Consider the following 17,161-nt stretch of genomic DNA (forward strand, 5'->3'; position numbering starts at 1 on the left):
CAATTCTGTAAAAAATTTAGATAACCCCTAAAATAAGTTAGGGGTTATTTTTTTACTTTACGGGTATGAAATTCAATATTGCAATAATCGGTACAGGAAATGTAGCCTGGCACCTTTCATCAGCACTTGAAAATGCGGGCCATGTGATCACAGAAATCTATGGAAGGGATTTGGAGAAAGCAGAAAAAATCGCTTCCCGCCTTTACGGCACTGAAGCCCAGGACCATTTGGATTTTACTGAAAGCCAGGCAAATTTATATGTTATGGCAGTAAGCGATCAGGCTATAGGTGAATTGGCGGAAGCCATCATTCTTCCCGAGGAGAGTATGCTCCTACATACCAGCGGAAACATGGCATTGGACATCTTATCGTATAGTTCAGCAGATTATACCGGCATACTTTACCCTTTACAAAGTTTTACCAAAGGTCGGGAGATTGGGTTTGAAGAGGTTCCATTTCTGCTGGAAACAATGGAATCCAAAGCCTTGAGAATCCTCAAAAAACTATGTGAGAGCCTGTCTTCTCCCTACTATGTGGTTCCCTCCAAAGAAAGGCGAGCCATACATGTAGCTGCTGTTTTTGCTTCCAACTTCACCAACCACCTGATAGGCATTTCAGAAAGCATCATTAAAAGGCAGGGACTTGAATTTGATATGCTCAAACCACTCATCATTGAGCAAGTAAACAAAACCTTACAGCTGGGAGCAAAAGCAGCCCAAACAGGTCCCGCCAAAAGAGAAGATTTTGATACCCTGGAAAATCACCACGATTTTTTACACTATAATGCACAGTTGGCAGAAATATACCGATTGATTTCTCAGGACATCATTGATTCGAATCAACTTTAATCATTGATTTACAATTGGTTATAAAATAAATCAGAAGCATTTTTTTATTGGCAATTATTACTCAAATTGAGTCCTTTGTCGTTATTTTGTAGCATGAATAACCAGAAGGCATCTCCTGTATTTACTTTCAGTGCGTTTGTGAAAATCATTCGCCCGGGAAATTTGCTCATGGTCGCTTTTGCCCAACTGATGACCGCCTTTTTCCTGGTAGGTACCAGTAGGTCCGGAATCCCGGTTCTTCAGGATTACCACCTGTACTTGTTGATTGTATCAACCGTCATCCTTACCGCCTCCGGGTACATGATCAATGATTACTATGACGTAAAAATCGATTATGTCAACCGGCCAAAAGCTGTGGTGATTGGCAAAGGTATGAAGCGTAGAATGGTCATGACCCTGCATACCATCATGAACATTTCTGGTATCCTTATAGGTACCCTGGTTCATCCGAGGATTGGTGCCATTACCTTTGTAGCCGCTTTCTTATTATGGCTTTACAGTAATTCTCTGAAACGACTCCCCTTCATTGGCAACCTCACTGTGGCATCACTCACAGGTCTGGCCATCTGGATTGTAGGCCTGTATTATCAAAAATCAGAATTGCTGATTCTAACGTACGCCATTTTTGCTTTTTTTATCAACCTGATCAGGGAAATCCTAAAAGATATTGAAGACAGGAATGGAGACAGAAAACATGGCTGCAGGACATTGCCAATCGTTCTGGGCTTTAGAAAAACAAAAAATGTAATCTTCATGATTGCCTTTTTGTTTGTAGCCGCCATACTCTTTGTCACTTTTAAAATCAATGAGCCTTTATTATTCCTTTATTTTGGAGGGTTGAGTATTTTCTTCTTTATCTTCATGGTCAAAATTTACAAAGCCGATAGAAAATCCCATTTTACGGAATTGAGTGCCTTGTCCAAAATCCTGATGTTAACCGGGATACTGAGTATGGGTTTTCTGTAATATATTATCAAAAAATGACCTATATTTAGGTATGAAAAATGATTTTACCAGTTATACCTTAATTTTTACCATGGTGGTTCTGGCGGGCTGTAATCCCAAACCCGCAGAACATGGCAACTCCGAATTTGTCGATTCCCTACCATTTCCTGATGTAATCCGCAATTTTACTCCCAAGGGAGAAAACCCGGTTTTTAAAGGAACCGGGGAAGCTACCTGGGATAAGCTGATCCGGGAAAGGGGATATATCCTGAAGGAAGATGACGGATACCATATGTGGTATACAGGATTTGATGGGTATGATGAAAACACCATTTTAAAATTAGGTTATGCCTTTTCCGAAGATGGCTTTCAGTGGAAAAGACACGAAAACAACCCCGTTTTTGGTGAAAGCTGGGTAGAAGACATGATGGTCTGGAAACAGGGGGATACCTATTATATGTTTGCTGAAGGCAGGGGAGATATTGCCAAAATGCTCACTTCCAATGATAAAATTCATTGGGAAAATCAGGGCGACCTGGACATCCGGCAGGCAGACGGATCTCCCCTAAGTGAGGGCCCATATGGTACCCCCACTGTATGGATGGAGGATGGCACCTGGTACTTGTTTTATGAGCGAAATGACCAGGGCATCTGGTTGGCCACTTCCCGCGACCTGAAGGTTTGGACCAATGTAACAGATGATCCGGTCATTACCATGGGGCCAGAAAAATATGACCAATATGGTGTGGCAGTAAATCAGATCATCAAGTATAAAGATCATTATTATGCCTATTACCATGGCACTTCATTGGAAGATTGGAGTGATTGGACCATGAACATGGCCATATCTAGTGATCTGGTCCATTGGAGCAAATACCCCGAAAACCCAATTATGGGCGACAATAAATCCAGTGGCATAACGGTCCACGATGGAGAACGCTTCAGGTTTTACACCATGCATCCCGAAGTAGTGGTACATTTCCCTGCCAAATAGAAATTGATTTTGTATTTTTGCACCAGCATTAAACCTTAGCTCTCCCTTGAAAAACATTGCCATCCTTGCATCCGGAAGTGGAACCAATGCCGAAAAAATCATGGAATATTTTCGAAAATCCTCCAAAGCAAAGGTGGTATTGGTCGCTTCCAATAAAAAAAATGCCTATGTTTTGGAACGGGCGAAAAGATTCACAGTACCCACTTGTGTTTTTTCCAAATCAGAAATGGAACAGGGTAAGTTAATTGAAATATTACAGCAGCACAAAGCTGATCTGATTGTTTTGGCAGGATTCCTACTCCAGTTACCTGCAGATCTGATAAAAGCCTTTCCAGAAAAAATCATCAATATTCACCCTGCCTTGCTCCCCAAATATGGTGGAAAAGGCATGTATGGCAGCCATGTCCACCAAGCCGTAAAAGATGCAGGAGATAGCGAAACCGGCATTACCATACATTTGGTCAATGAAAATTATGATGAGGGCAAAATCATTTTTCAGGCTGCTGTTTCCATTGGTGAGGAAGACAGTATCGATCAAATTGCTGAAAAAGTGCATGCCCTGGAACACAAATACTATCCAAATGTAATCGAAAGTCTGATTTAATGCACTGATTTTCCTAACTTTGCCCACTTAATAGAAATCTAAATATTTATTACCATATCTTTTTCGGATACATTGGCAGTTTTTAATGGAATACAGCGCCAATGGAGAAAAGACTAATAAAAGATAACCGCAATGTCTGAAAAGAAAATACAATCTGCATTGATCTCAGTTTATTACAAGGACAATCTGGAACCCATCATCGAACTTTTAAAGAAGCAAGGGGTAACCATCTATTCCACCGGTGGCACCCAAAAATTTATTGAACAACAAGGGGCAAGTGTAATCCCTGTAGAAGAACTCACAGGCTACCCCTCTATTTTCGGTGGAAGGGTAAAAACCCTTCATCCGAAAGTTTTTGGTGGAATCCTACATCGCAGGTCAAATGAACAAGACGTAGTACAGGCCAATTCCTATGAAATTCCTGCCATAGACCTGGTCATTGTGGACCTGTATCCGTTTGAGGAGACCGTAGCGGCAGGAGCATCTGAAGCTGACACCATAGAGAAAATAGATATTGGTGGAATCGCATTGATCAGGGCAGCCGCAAAAAATTACGAAGATGTCACCATCATTGCTTCCAGGGAACAATACGGGGTTTTGGAAGATAAATTGAAATCACAAAACGGTAGCTTAAAAATTGAAGACCGCAGGTATTTTGCAGCCCAGGCATTCAATGTCACATCCCATTATGACACCCAGATTTTCAATTATTTTAACAAGGAGGAAAACATCCCTTCTTTGAAGATCAGTGAAGGAAAAGCCAAAAGCTTGCGGTATGGGGAAAACCCCCATCAAAGTGCCCATTTTTATGGTGATTTAACCGCACTTTTCGAACAGTTAAATGGGAAAGAATTGTCCTATAATAACCTGGTCGATGTTGATGCTGCAGTAGCTTTGATTGCAGAATTCCAGGATGAAGTGGCCTTTGCTATTTTGAAGCATACCAATGCCTGCGGTGCGGCAATTGGCAAAACGGTAAAGGAGGCGTATGAAAAAGCATTTGCTGCGGACACCATTTCTGCATTTGGGGGCGTGTTGGTCACCAATACAAAGGTGGATCTGGAAGCAGCTCAAACCATGCATGGCCTGTTTTTTGAGGTTCTGATTGCACCGGAGTTTGATGAAGATGCCCTGCAGGTTTTGAAAGGCAAGAAAAACCGGATTCTTTTGAAGCAGAAAATCAACCTGACGGGCACAGAACAGGTAAAAACGCTGTTGAATGGTTTTGTAGCACAGGATAAGGATCTGACAACTGAAGATAAATCAGACTTTAAAGTGGTTACCAAAAAAGCGCCTACAGCAGAAGAAAAAGACGCCCTGTTGTTTGCCCTGAAAATTTGCAAGCATACCAAATCAAATACCATTGTTTTGAGCAACAAAGACCAGTTGTTTTCAAGTGGTGTGGGACAGACCAGCCGGGTAGATGCGCTAAGACAGGCCATTGAAAAAGCCAAAACGTTCGGTTTTGATCTGAAAGGGGCTGTCATGGCTTCTGATGCTTTTTTTCCATTTCCGGATTGTGTGGAAATAGCAGATCAGGAGGGCATCAGTGCCGTCGTACAACCGGGGGGATCCATTAAGGACAAGGACAGCATTGCCTATTGTGATGCCCATGGGATGTCCATGGTCATGACAGGGGTCAGGCACTTCAAACATTGATGCAAATCCGGTAGCGACCTATCAGATTTCCTGAAACACTTGCCTTTTTACGGAAAATCCCGGATCAGGACTCCTGAGGGAGTTATTGAAATTAAAGAAGTAACGTATATAATGAATAAAACGAAAATAAGATAATATTTTTGTAGGCACCCGTTCTTTTTAAGGGCCGAATTATGCTAACTTTAAAAAAACAATAATCATTTAATTTAGAAAACACCGAAATGGGATTATTTGACTTTTTTTCCAGTGACATTGCCATTGATTTGGGAACAGCCAATACGCTGATCATTCATAAAGAAAAAATTGTAGTGGACGAACCATCCATTATTGCCATAGATAAAACAAACAATAAAGTGCTGGCGGTAGGCAGGGAGGCCATGAACATGCATGAGAAAACGCATGAAAACATCAAGACCATACGTCCCTTGAAAGATGGGGTCATCGCAGATTTTTATGCCGCCGAGCAGATGATCCGGGGAATGATCAAAATGATACCCGGTCACAACAAGGGCATGTTTCCTCAATCTCACCGGATGGTAATCTGTATTCCCTCAGGTATTACAGAGGTAGAGAAGAGAGCGGTAAGAGATTCTGCCGAGCATGCAGGGGGCAAAGAAGTTTACATGATCTACGAACCCATAGCAGCTGCTATCGGTATAGGCATTGACATAGAAAAACCCATGGGATCCATGATTGTGGATATAGGAGGAGGTACCACAGAAATCGCTTTGATTGCATTGTCAGGGATTGTAGCGGACCAATCTATCCGCGTGGCTGGAGACACCTTCACCAAGGACATTTTGGATTACATGAGAAGGCAACATAACCTGCTTATAGGAGAAAGGTCTGCAGAAAAGGTAAAAATAGCCATAGGGTCAGCCCTTACCGAATTGGACGATGCCCCTGAAGATTATGAAATACGAGGAAGAGATCTGATGACTGGTATTCCTAAAGTAATCAAGGTTTCCTACTCAGAGATTGCCTTTGCACTGGACAAATCCGTTTCCAAAATTGAAGAAGCGGTACTTAAAGCTTTAGAGATCGCACCGCCCGAGCTGTCGGCAGATATTTACGACAATGGGATTCACCTTACCGGCGGCGGAGCCCTGCTCAAAGGCCTGGACCGCAGGTTGCATCAAAAAACAAAACTGCCCATTCACATTGCAGAGGATCCTCTCAGAGCAGTAGTGAGGGGTACTGGAAATGCTTTAAAAAACATCAATCATTTTAGAACAGTACTCATGACATAAAAGTGAGATGCAGCAAATATTTTTATTTTTATACAGACTAAGGGCGCTACTTCTTTTTCTGGCTCTGGAGTTGTTGGCAGTGGGGATCATATTCACGCATAATTCACCGCAAGGGGCAGTGTTTTTTAACAGCAGTAACAAACTGGTGGGAAACCTGCTGTCAGTCAAAAACAATTTTGTCTCCTATTTTTCACTCTATACAGCCAACCAGGCTTTAGCAGAAAAAAATGCTGAACTGCTCAATAAATTGGATCGTGTAAGTCCTGTTCTTGATTCTGCGAATTTATCCATAGACAGTGTTCTGGCCAAAAACTTTGAGTTTTGGTCAGCCAGGGTAATCAATAATTCCATTCACCTCAACCAAAATTACATTACCCTGAATAAAGGGACAAAAGATGGCATAGAGGAGGGAATGGGTGTGTTTAATGAACTGGGTGTGGTGGGCCGGGTAAAAGGAACAAGCAATAATTTCTCCTCTGTCATATCTTTATTGAATACCAACCTTTTAATCTCCTCTAAGATCAAGGAAACAGAAGTATTTGGATCCATCAAATGGGATGGACTCAAGTCAAACGAAGCGAAATTACTATACGTTCCCCGGCATGTTCAGATAGAACCTGGGCAGGAAATCGTCACCTCCGGATACAATGCCGTTTTTCCGGAAGGAATCATGATAGGTAAGGTAAAATCAGTAAATCCAGGCAGTGAAACCAATTACCTGGATATCTCTGTCTCACTCAGTGTAGATTTCAGCAAATTAAATTTTATCTATCTGGTGAAAAACGATTCCAGGGAGGAATTGGACAGTTTGGGTATAGAAATGGAAACAGCAGGCCCATGACTACAGGTAAAATCGTAAAATACAGTTTAAGCTTTATTTTATACTTCCTCATCCAGGTATTTATATTGAAGGATTTGGTCTTATTTGGCTATGCTTTTTGTTTCTTGTATGTTTTTTTCTTGTTGAGTTTACCCCATGAACTGCCTACCATTCCTCTGATGCTGATCGGTTTTTTTATGGGTTTATTCATAGACTTATTTTATGATAGTCTGGGAATGCATACCGCCAGTGCGGTATTGTTAGGTTTTTTGCGTAACCCATGGATCCAGGTAAATACTCCCACAGGTGGGTATGATGATAATGTTCCCCCTACTCTATTGAATATGGGTATGGGTTGGTTTGTATTCTATAGTATTCCACTGATACTCATCCATCATCTTTTGTTTTTTTATATTGATATTTTAGGAACGGACTTATACCTTCCGCTCGTTATCAGGGTATCAGCTAGTATGGCATTTACCTTTGTATTGGGAATCATCGTGCAGGCAGTATTTTATAAAAAAGAAAGGGTATTATAAATGTACACAGGGAGATCATTGGTCGTAGCGGTCAGTATAGCATTGATAGCATTTGTACTTTTGGGAAAGTTATTTTTGATTCAGGTTACGGATGACAGCTATTTGCGAAAAGCGGAAAGAAATGCCATTCAAAGGGTGATTGACCACCCTTACCGTGGTCTGGTTTATGACCGGAATAATTCCTTAATGGTATTTAATGATCCGGTATTTGACTTAATGGTGATCCCAAAGGAGTTTACACTGGCTGACACCAGCAGGTTTTGTGATTTATTCGGTATCGAAAAGGAAATGCTTATCGAATCCTTTAATGCTGCCAAAAACTACTCCTGGGTCAAACCCTCCCCATTGATCAAGCAAATTTCCAAGGAGGAATTCGGCAGGGTGCAGGACTTTTTAATAGATTACCGGGGCCTTTTTGTAATGACCCGTTCTGTGAGGGCTTATCCAAAGTCTGCCGCCTCCAATGCGCTGGGCTATATAGGAGAAATCAACTCCTCTCAATTAAGCAGAGATAGTACAAGGTACTATGTGCAGGGCGATTATGTAGGACTTAGTGGAATAGAGGCCTATTACGAACCGGAACTAAGAGGCAGAAAAGGGGTGAAATATAATCTCGTAAACGTGCGGGGGATAGAAAAAGGTGCCTTTAAAAACGGAGACCTGGATACTTTATCCATCCCCGGGGAGAACCTTCAATCCACCATTGACTTGGATTTACAGGTTTACGGTGAAAAACTAATGCAGGGCAAGCGGGGTTCTATCGTGGCCATTGAGCCGAAAACCGGAGAGATCCTAACCATGATTTCGGCTCCGATCTATGATCCCAACATCCTCACAGGAGCCAAATTCGGGGAAAATTACCAATCCCTAAACCTGGATCCGGAAAAACCACTTTTCAACAGGCCCATCATGGCCATGTACCCTCCGGGTTCCATCTTTAAAATCGTTCAGTCTCTGATTGGCATGCAGGAAGGCATATTGACACCCAACACCACCTACCCCTGTAACAGGGCCCTGGTCAACTGTCACAACCACCCCAGCCCGGTCAATCTTTTCGGCGCCATTCGCAATTCATGCAACCCCTACTACCACCAGGCTTTCAGGCAGGTCATCAACCGTGAAGTCTCTTCCAATACTTACGAAGACACCCAGATTGGTCTGGATAACTGGCGGGAGTCAGTTTTGAAATTCGGCCTTGGGGGTCGGTTAGGTATAGACATGCATGGAGAAAAGGGAGGATCCATTCCATCCAGTGAATTGTATGACAGGATCTATGGGAAAGGAAGGTGGAAATATTCTACCATTTATTCCTTATCTATCGGTCAGGGAGAAATGTTGGTAACGCCACTTCAAATGGCCAATCTGGCCGCCATTTTTGCCAACAAGGGTTTTTATTATACACCACATCTGGTTCGGGCTATTGGCGGAGACACCTCCCGCATTCCCGAAAAATTCAAAACCAAAAGACAGACCGGCATTGATAGCGAGCATTTTGATTTGATTCAGGATGCCATGGCAGCAGCACTTTCAGGAACTGCAGCCAGGGCCATCATGAAAGATATTTCCATTGCAGGAAAAACCGGAACGGCCCAAAATCCGGCAGGGGAAGACCATTCTGTATTCATCGCCTTTGCGCCCAAGGAAGACCCAAAAATTGCCATTGCTGTCTATGTGGAAAATGCAGGCTGGGGAGGACGGGCTGCTGCCAGCACTGCAAGCCTGCTGATAGAAAAGTACCTTACCGGAGAAATTAGCAGACCGGAATTGGAGGAATATGTGCTACAAGCTGAATTTATTTATTAATTGAGACAGAAGGACACATATTTTCATAAGATAGACTGGGTTGCCATAGGCCTGTATTTTGCCCTGGTCTTTGTCGGATGGATCAATATCTATGCGGCAGTCTATGACGAGCAAAATGCCACCTCTATTTTTGATTTTTCCATCAATTCAGGCAAGCAATTGATTTGGATCGGTACCGCCATTTTGCTGATTACCCTGATCATGGTAGCCGACTACAGGCTTTTTCAAAACTTAAGCATGATCCTCTATATCCTATTTGTGATCATCCTCTTCCTAACCCCCTTTATTGGTAAAGAGATCAACGGACAGCGTGCCTGGTTCGAATTGGGAATATTCCGACTTCAACCAGCAGAGTTTGCAAAATTTGCCACCGCTCTGGCACTGGCAAAACTCATGGAGAACCCTACCTTTGACCTGGAAAAATTTAGTCATCAGCTAAAAGCGCTGGGGCTTATCGGACTTCCGGTCGCCCTGATCATGCTACAGCCGGATACCGGTACGGCCATGGTATACAGTTCATTCTTTATCATGCTCTACCGGGAGGGTATGCCTCAAAAATACTACATATTCGCATTAAGCCTGATCGCCCTGTCCATCTTCACTTTGCTCATCAACAATAACTGGTACCTCTATGGTGGCATCGGAGCCATCATCCTGCTTTTGGTTTTAGCCAGTAAAAAAACCTGGAAAAATATAGCCGGGATTTTTTTCCTGGGAATCCTGATGCTTGGCTACGCTTACAGCCTGGACTATGTGGTCGAAAAATTACCCCCTCACCAACAAAACCGTATCATGGTCCTGTTTGATCCGGATGTAGACCCATTAGGCGTCGGCTGGAACGTGACCCAGTCCAAGATAGCCATAGGCTCAGGAGGACTATTTGGAAAAGGGTATTTGGAAGGGACACAAACAAAATTTGATTTTGTTCCCGAACAGCATACGGATTTTATTTTCTGTACCCTGGGAGAAGAGTTTGGCTGGACAGGAAGTCTGATCATGATTTCCCTTTTCGTCATATTCCTGCTTCGCCTGGTATTTTTAGCAGAAAGACAAAAGACGCGCTTTTCCAGAATTTACGGGTATTGTGTCATAGGACTGCTGTTTTTCCATTTCTCAATCAACATCGCAATGACCGTCGGGCTCTTTCCTGTGGTAGGGATTCCTTTGCCTTTTTTTAGCTATGGAGGTTCCTCACTATGGTCTTTCACCATACTCTTGTTTATATTTATCAAACTAGATTCCCACCGAATTCAAATTTTGGGTAGAAGCTATTAAATGATACTTAAAAGGTATCAAACCATTCCCCCTACACCCAGGAGTAAATAGATTCCTGCAGCGATAGCGGCCCCCAGGATAGGCCCAATAATGGGCACCCAACTGTATGCCCAATCCGAGGTTCCTTTCCCCTTGATGGGTAAAATTTGATGCATGATCCGGGGACCCAAATCTCGTGCAGGATTGATGGCATAGCCCGTCGTTCCCCCGAGTGAAAGACCAATCACCCAAACCAGAAAAGCCACAGGAAGTGCTCCCAGGGATCCCAAACCTATGGGAATTCCCTCTCCATCCTGTAAAACGGGTCCTGTAGAATATAGGATCACGATGATCAAAACTGAGGTTCCCACAATCTCTGAAATTAAATTGGAAGAATAATTCCGGATAGCGGGTACTGTACCAAACGGGGCAAACTTCAAACCAGGATCTTCGGTGGCATCAAAGTGATCTTTGTATACCAGCCAGGCGATACCTGAACCAAACATGGCTCCTAAAACCTGGGCCAAAACATATTTGGGCACCAGGTCCCAGGCAAAATCACCGGCGATGGCCAGACCAATACTAACTGCAGGGTTCAAATGAGCTCCGCTGTAAGGACCCGCCACCACTACACCAATAAAGACACCTAAAGCCCAGGCGGTCGTAATAACAATCCACCCCGAATCAAAACCCTTGGTTTTGTTCAACACCACATTGGCCACTACTCCGGAACCCATGGCCAAAAGCAAAGAGGTACCGACAAATTCAGCAACAAATACATTCATATATCAATCAGTTAACCAATTTAACGATCTGTCTACTGCCTTGTGCCAGTATTTAAGGTTCTTTTCCATTTCTTTTTTATCCTTTTCCGGCTTAAAGGATTCATCTGCTTTCCACAAAGCCCTGATTTCATCCAGATCTTCCCAAAAGCCTATCGCCAAACCAGCCAAATAAGCCGCTCCCAGGGCAGTTGTCTCTATGATGGCTGGTCTTTTTATTTCACACTGATTAAGATCTGACTGAAATTGCATCAAAAAATCATTGGCGGTGGCGCCACCATCCACCCGCATTTCTTTGGTTTCTTCTCCGGCATCCTTTTCCATGGCTTTCAATACATCATGTACCTGATAGGCAATGGCCTCTAGTCCTGCCCTGACCATATGTGCCCTGCTGGTGCCTCTGGTGATACCAAAAAATGCTCCTCTAGCATCCTGATCCCAATAGGGTGCACCCAGTCCGGTCAAGGCTGGAACAAAATAAACCCCTCCATTGTCATCCAGACTTTCCGCCATTTTCTTACTGTCCCTTGCATCCTTTATAACTGAAATCCCATCCCTGAGCCATTGAATGGCCGCTCCGCCTATAAATACACTACCTTCGAGGGCATAATTGACCTCATCTCCCAATTGCCAGGCGATGGTGGTCAGCAATTGATTATTGGATTTCACCGGTTTATTACCCGTGTTCATCACCAGAAAACAGCCCGTACCATAGGTAGTTTTGGCCATCCCTGGCTCCGTACATAACTGACCGAATAAGGCCGCCTGCTGGTCACCTGCTATTCCTGCGATAGGAATTTTTGCAGACAATAAGTCTCCAGAGGTGGTCCCGTACACCTCGCTACTCGATTTTACCGCAGGCAGTATTTCTTTAGGAATGTCCAAAAGTGCCAACAACTCTTCGTCCCACTTTCTTTCATGAATATTAAAAATCATGGTCCTGCTGGCATTGGTAATATCAGTAATATGTGCTGCACCTGCGGTCATTTTCCATACCAGCCAGCTATCTACAGTACCAAAACACAATTCTCCCTTCCTGGCTCTTTCTCTGGCGCCATCCACATGATCCAAAATCCATTTGATTTTTGTTCCCGAGAAATAAGCATCAATAATGAGCCCTGTTTTATCCCTAACCATATCGGCATGTCCCTTGTCTTTCAGGGAATTACAAAAGGATGCTGTACGCCTGTCTTGCCAGACTATGGCATTAAAAATAGGCTCGCCGGTATTCCTATCCCAAATTATGGTAGTCTCCCGCTGATTGGTAATACCTATTCCAGCAATCTGATGGGCACTGATTTTAGCACGGGTAATGGCTTCTGTCGCTACAGATGCCTGGGAGGTCCATATCTCTCCGGGATCATGCTCTACCCATCCGGATTGGGGGAAAATCTGTTCAAAATCCTTTTGGGCAGAGGAGACGATTTGCCCTTTCTTATTAAAAATAATGGCTCTGGAACTGGTTGTGCCCTGGTCCAGCGCCATTAAAAATTGGTTATCTTGCTTCATGGGTTTATTGATGAATTAAGTATTTCTTGGCTAATTTATAAAATTCTTCCAGTTCCTTCCTTATCCAGGCTTCATCTTTTCCAAGTTCTGCGGCCATAATGGCAGCAACCTTTGGTGCCATGTGCATGGCCGCCTTGGCGTCTAAAAACAATAGCCGACACCTCCTGGATAAAAAATCTTCTATTTTCTGCGCCATTTCTTCTCTTACCGCCCAGACCACCTCAGCTCCGGTATAGGGATAATTTTCATGCAAGGGTTCCTTCCATTCCTTGTTTTCTTTCTGTAATTGAAGAATTTCGCTCCCGTCTGAACCATACCATTGCAAATGCCCTTCTTCCGGAGATAGCGTGTAGCCATGTAATTTTTTTTCTGCAGATGTACTTTCTGCCTGTTGGATTCCGTGGATTCGATAATGTGCATCTACAGTATCTTCCCCCATTTTCCTGAAGGTAGTCCATTTACCCCCTGTAATGGTAATCAAATGACTATCGGAAACAATTACCTTGTGGCTTCTGGATATTTCTTTCGTTTTGGTACTGCCCTCTTTTGGGGCTGCTAAAGGCCTCAGTCCGGCATAAACGGATAAAACATCCTTCCTTTGGGGAGCTGAATTCAGGTAATTACCAGCTGTTTCCAAAATAAAATCTATCTCGGAGGCCAGTGGTTGAGGTTCCATTTTAGCCTTCTTTCTTATGGTGTCCGTGGTCCCAAGGACCAGTTTCCCCTGCCAGGGCACAGCAAAAAGAACCCTTCCATCTGAAGTGCTGGGAATCATCAAGGCATCAGTACCTCCAAGAAAATGGGCGTCAACAACCAAATGAACACCCTGACTGGGCTGAATCATTCTCCCCGCATCAGGATTGTCCAGCTGCAAAATTTTATCGGCAAATACCCCTGTGGCGTTGACCACCGTCCTGGCATTGACCCTGTAGTTCTTCTTCCCAAGCAAATCTCTGAATTCCAACCCATTAATTTTCCCAGCCTCATCCTTGGCAAGTGCATTTACCTTGGCATAATTCAGCAAACAACCGCCCATTTCATCACAGGTTTTGGCAATGATCAAAGCCAACCTGGCATCATCAAATTGCCCATCATGGTAAACAATACCACCCTTTAGGCCCTTTTCGCGAATAGCAGGAAGTTTTTTAATGGTTTCAGCTCTGGAAATAAACCTGGATTTCCCCAACCTTAAGCTGCCCGCCATCCAATCGTAAATCTTCAACCCTAAAGTATATTTCACCCGGTCAAAGAAAGTATACAAAGGAATGACAAATGGCTGATTTACGGTAAGGTGGGGGGCATTTTTTAATAACCTCCCCCTTTCCTTCAGGGCTTCCAGCACCAGGCCAACTTCTCCCTGAGCCAGATATCGTACCCCCCCATGAACCAGTTTGGTACTTCGGCTGGAGGTACCTTTGGCAAAATCAGACTTTTCCAACAACAAGACCTTTAAACCCCTGGAAAGGGCATCTAGTGCCACGCCCAGCCCTGAAGCCCCTCCTCCAATTACTACCAGATCCCAAATCTCTTCTTCTTGTATTACCCTGGATAAATTATTTTTCCTTTTCATTTTAATCTTATTACCTCACTAAAGTAAGATAAAAAGAAACAAAAAGAAACAAAAAGAAATTTTTTTATTACCTTTATTAAGTAAATTATTGATTTATGGTAATAGCCGAAAGACATAAATACATTCTGGACCAGCTGAAAACGGCCGGCTATGTAAGTGTAGCTGCCCTTAGTAAGTCCATGAATGTTACCATGGTGACTGTCAGAAAAGATCTCAAAATTCTGGAAGACAAAGGGTTGCTATTCCGGTCGCATGGTAGTGCTACACCGGCGGCACCTTATGTAATTGACAAACCAGTCGATGAAAAACAGCTGGTACAGGTAGAGCAAAAAAGAGCAATTGCCCTGAAAGCCGTAAGTCTACTGAAGCAAAACGATGCGATAATCATTGGTTCCGGCACCACTGTGCTTGCATTTGCCCAGGCCATTCCAAAAGACCTTTCACTAACCATTCTCACAGGAGCCATGAATGTCAGTATCGCCCTGCTGGATCTCCATCATGCTGAAGTTGTACAATTGGGAGGAGTGGTTAGAAAAAGCAGTAGTTCTGTGGTTGGACACTTTGCTGAAACCATGATCAAAAGTTTTGCCTGCAGCAAGCTTTTTATCAGTGTGGATGGAATAGATTCTGAATTTGGGCTGACTACTTCAAATATGATGGAAGCACACCTTAACAGTACGATGATCCGCTCTGTACAAAAAACCATAGTGCTGGCTGATAGCAGCAAGTTTGGAAAAAAAAGTTTTGGAAAAATTGCCCATCTGGAGGATGTGGACACCATCATTTCAGACAAAGCTTTATCACAACATTATGTCAGCCTATTGGAAGACAAGGGTATAGAGGTGCTATTGGTATAGCCAGTAAAAGGAAGCTGGTCAAACTAATTCTCAGGAAGGCTGTTCTCCTTTGATCTCACTTTGTATAAATTGATCCAGCCGTTTTTGGTAGGAAGCCTTCCCTTCTTCATAAACAGGTGTAAATCCCTTTTTCTCTGGAAATGTTTCCATGTGTAAGGTTTGGGTAGGAAAGGCGAACCTTACGCCCAATCCATTGGCCAACCGGATGGCTGCCAATATCAGATCCTCTCTCGCTTTTAGTTCTTCAGGCCAGCTAGGCACCTCAAAGAACACATAAAACATGATGTCCAGGCTGTAGGAAGAAAGGTTATTCAGGTAAATATTATAAAAATCCTTCCTGGTTTTGGGATGCTGCTGCACGATCTTTCTAAGCCCATCCACAAAAATCTCAATCAATTCCGGAGGCGTATCATAGGTAATTGTTATGGTGCTGTAAAACCTCCTGTATTTCCGTAATCCATGATTGTCCACAGTGGCGTCTGCAATTTTTCCATTGGGAATATACATCAGGGAATTTCTGAAAGTCCTGACGCGGGTGGACCGGAAACCAACTTCTTCTACGGTGCCATCTACCTCTCCACTAGTGATCCAATCGCCCACCTGAAAGGGCTTGTCTATGAAGATCATCACCGATCCGAAAAAGTTTTTGATAGTATCCTGGGCAGCCAGGGCAAAAGCAAGACCGCCAATAGAAAGCCCGGTCAAAAAAGGCACAATATCTATCCTCAACCCATATTTCAAAATGAAAAGCGAACCAATAACGATCACAAAGGCTTTAAGGGTCTTTCGGACCAGAGGAACCAGCTGATCGTCTAAGGTAGAAGCAGTCTTTTCGGCCATGCGCTCCATATAGCCTGAAAATACGTCTACCAACTTGTAAAAGATAATCGTAACAATAAATGGCTTGATCGCATTCAGCAGCAAGGTGATCCAGGAAACAATATAAATGGGTAATTGAAGGACCCTGATAAAAACATCCAACAGCAGCACGATCAAATAAATACTGACAATTCTGGCCACAGGCAATAGGTACTGTTTGGCAATTCTCTTGTACCCTGACCTGATTAAAACATAATAAAGGCCCCTGTCCACCAAGAATGTAAAAAGTTTGTGACTGGCAAAAACCAGTAATATTAAAAAGAAAATCCCGACCAACTGCCAAAGGTGGAGTCCGAAATAAACCTGACTCCCTATCTTGGGCAATAAATTCAATAATTTATCCGTGCCCAAGGGATAAGTCTCTTTGTGAAGGCTTTTAATATTTTGAACCGTTGAAGCAGAAAACCTCCATCGATTTCCCACTTTTTCCAAATAGACGGATGGGAGGATAATTTCATCAAAAAAATAGATTTGCTTTCCATTGCGTACCGTATCGCTGAAATTGGGGTTATTGGGGATTTCATTCATTTTGACATACACCCCATTTCCATCAAAAACTTGTTTTAGCATGACAGCCAGGGCTTCTGCATTCTGCCCCTCACTGCCAGCCATGTTCAAAGCCCCTGCAGCAATCGATGGATTGTAATCCTGCTCATTCAGGTTATAAAAAAACGTATACGTTGTGTGATAAGGAGAGCTAAAATTTTCATGGTCGGCTGTATCCAAAGACGTTGCATACCCGGAATCCAATACCTGACCACTCACAACCTGGACAGATAAAATCAAAACTGGAATTAAAAATTTACAAATTTCACGTTTCATAAATGACAAAATAAAAATTTCTTGAT

Annotated in this window: 15 protein-coding genes; 11 read left to right on the plus strand and 4 right to left on the minus strand. The window is 43.2% G+C overall.

Annotated elements, in window-relative coordinates; genetic code table 11:
* Positions 1-65: 65 nt before the first annotated feature.
* The 10 genes from GL182_RS18725 (at position 66) to rodA (ending at position 10,737) form a co-directional block, all read left to right on the plus strand.
* Positions 66-848, plus strand: coding sequence for a Rossmann-like and DUF2520 domain-containing protein (locus GL182_RS18725; RefSeq protein WP_163381318.1), 783 nt, complete (start codon positions 66-68; stop codon positions 846-848).
* Between the two features lie 93 nt (positions 849-941).
* The gene (locus GL182_RS18730; protein WP_163381319.1) at positions 942-1,814 is read left to right on the plus strand and encodes a geranylgeranylglycerol-phosphate geranylgeranyltransferase; all 873 of its coding nucleotides are present in this window, start codon (positions 942-944) and stop codon (positions 1,812-1,814) included.
* A gap of 31 nt (positions 1,815-1,845) precedes the next feature.
* Positions 1,846-2,787, plus strand: coding sequence for a glycosylase (locus GL182_RS18735; protein WP_205603689.1), 942 nt, complete (start codon positions 1,846-1,848; stop codon positions 2,785-2,787).
* Positions 2,788-2,833: 46 nt separating this feature from the next.
* Positions 2,834-3,391: a phosphoribosylglycinamide formyltransferase gene (purN, locus tag GL182_RS18740; RefSeq protein WP_163381320.1), complete on the plus strand. Its 558-nt coding sequence runs from the start codon at positions 2,834-2,836 to the stop codon at positions 3,389-3,391.
* Positions 3,392-3,523: 132 nt separating this feature from the next.
* Positions 3,524-5,050: a bifunctional phosphoribosylaminoimidazolecarboxamide formyltransferase/IMP cyclohydrolase gene (purH, locus tag GL182_RS18745; RefSeq protein WP_163381321.1), complete on the plus strand. Its 1,527-nt coding sequence runs from the start codon at positions 3,524-3,526 to the stop codon at positions 5,048-5,050.
* 221 nt (positions 5,051-5,271) lie between these two features.
* Entirely contained in the window at positions 5,272-6,300 is a 1,029-nt protein-coding gene (locus tag GL182_RS18750) for a rod shape-determining protein (protein WP_073091793.1), read from the plus strand.
* Between the two features lie 7 nt (positions 6,301-6,307).
* Positions 6,308-7,141 (plus strand): rod shape-determining protein MreC, encoded by an 834-nt coding sequence (gene mreC, locus GL182_RS18755; protein WP_163381322.1) that lies wholly within the window; start codon positions 6,308-6,310, stop codon positions 7,139-7,141.
* A complete protein-coding gene (locus GL182_RS18760) occupies positions 7,138-7,659 on the plus strand; it encodes a rod shape-determining protein MreD (protein ID WP_163381323.1) in 522 nt (173 codons plus the stop codon). Before mreC ends, GL182_RS18760 begins: the two co-directional genes overlap by 4 nt.
* Positions 7,660-9,462 (plus strand): penicillin-binding protein 2, encoded by a 1,803-nt coding sequence (mrdA, locus tag GL182_RS18765; RefSeq protein ID WP_163381324.1) that lies wholly within the window; start codon positions 7,660-7,662, stop codon positions 9,460-9,462.
* On the plus strand, positions 9,463-10,737 hold the full coding sequence (gene rodA, locus GL182_RS18770) for a rod shape-determining protein RodA (RefSeq protein ID WP_163381325.1): 1,275 nt from the start codon (positions 9,463-9,465) through the stop codon (positions 10,735-10,737).
* A 17-nt stretch (positions 10,738-10,754) separates the two neighbouring features.
* Here rodA and GL182_RS18775 read toward each other — a convergent pair whose 3' ends face one another.
* Genes GL182_RS18775 through GL182_RS18785 form a run of 3 tightly spaced genes read right to left on the minus strand, consistent with a single transcriptional unit; the run spans position 10,755 to position 14,577 of the window.
* Complete coding sequence (locus tag GL182_RS18775; RefSeq protein ID WP_163381326.1) at positions 10,755-11,501, minus strand: MIP/aquaporin family protein; 747 nt, start codon at positions 11,499-11,501, stop codon at positions 10,755-10,757.
* 3 nt (positions 11,502-11,504) lie between these two features.
* Positions 11,505-13,007, minus strand: a complete 1,503-nt coding sequence (gene glpK / locus GL182_RS18780) for a glycerol kinase GlpK (protein WP_163381327.1) — start codon at positions 13,005-13,007, stop codon at positions 11,505-11,507.
* A 4-nt stretch (positions 13,008-13,011) separates the two neighbouring features.
* A complete protein-coding gene (locus GL182_RS18785) occupies positions 13,012-14,577 on the minus strand; it encodes a glycerol-3-phosphate dehydrogenase/oxidase (protein WP_163381328.1) in 1,566 nt (521 codons plus the stop codon).
* A gap of 95 nt (positions 14,578-14,672) precedes the next feature.
* Between GL182_RS18785 and GL182_RS18790 the strand changes: the two genes are divergently transcribed.
* Entirely contained in the window at positions 14,673-15,434 is a 762-nt protein-coding gene (locus tag GL182_RS18790; RefSeq protein WP_163381329.1) for a DeoR/GlpR family DNA-binding transcription regulator, read from the plus strand.
* A gap of 30 nt (positions 15,435-15,464) precedes the next feature.
* On the opposite strand, the gene GL182_RS18795 is transcribed toward GL182_RS18790, so the two are convergent.
* Positions 15,465-17,135 carry a mechanosensitive ion channel family protein gene (locus GL182_RS18795; protein ID WP_163381330.1) on the minus strand — a complete coding sequence of 557 codons (1,671 nt, stop codon included), beginning with the start codon at positions 17,133-17,135 and terminating at the stop codon, positions 15,465-15,467.
* Positions 17,136-17,161: the final 26 nt, after the last annotated feature.

The sequence above is a fragment of the Cyclobacterium sp. SYSU L10401 genome (genome assembly GCF_010993705.1).
Classification (GTDB): domain Bacteria; phylum Bacteroidota; class Bacteroidia; order Cytophagales; family Cyclobacteriaceae; genus Cyclobacterium.

Coding starts and splice junctions, on each gene's coding strand:
- GL182_RS18725 (WP_163381318.1), top strand. CDS start 66: ATGAAATTCAATATTGCAATAATCGGTACAGGAAATGTAGCCTGGCAC.
- GL182_RS18730 (WP_163381319.1), top strand. CDS start 942: ATGAATAACCAGAAGGCATCTCCTGTATTTACTTTCAGTGCGTTTGTG.
- GL182_RS18735 (WP_205603689.1), top strand. CDS start 1,846: ATGAAAAATGATTTTACCAGTTATACCTTAATTTTTACCATGGTGGTT.
- purH (WP_163381321.1), top strand. CDS start 3,524: ATGTCTGAAAAGAAAATACAATCTGCATTGATCTCAGTTTATTACAAG.
- GL182_RS18750 (WP_073091793.1), top strand. CDS start 5,272: ATGGGATTATTTGACTTTTTTTCCAGTGACATTGCCATTGATTTGGGA.
- mreC (WP_163381322.1), top strand. CDS start 6,308: ATGCAGCAAATATTTTTATTTTTATACAGACTAAGGGCGCTACTTCTT.
- GL182_RS18760 (WP_163381323.1), top strand. CDS start 7,138: ATGACTACAGGTAAAATCGTAAAATACAGTTTAAGCTTTATTTTATAC.
- mrdA (WP_163381324.1), top strand. CDS start 7,660: ATGTACACAGGGAGATCATTGGTCGTAGCGGTCAGTATAGCATTGATA.
- GL182_RS18775 (WP_163381326.1), bottom strand. CDS start 11,501: ATGAATGTATTTGTTGCTGAATTTGTCGGTACCTCTTTGCTTTTGGCC.
- glpK (WP_163381327.1), bottom strand. CDS start 13,007: ATGAAGCAAGATAACCAATTTTTAATGGCGCTGGACCAGGGCACAACC.
- GL182_RS18785 (WP_163381328.1), bottom strand. CDS start 14,577: ATGAAAAGGAAAAATAATTTATCCAGGGTAATACAAGAAGAAGAGATT.
- GL182_RS18790 (WP_163381329.1), top strand. CDS start 14,673: ATGGTAATAGCCGAAAGACATAAATACATTCTGGACCAGCTGAAAACG.
- GL182_RS18795 (WP_163381330.1), bottom strand. CDS start 17,135: ATGAAACGTGAAATTTGTAAATTTTTAATTCCAGTTTTGATTTTATCT.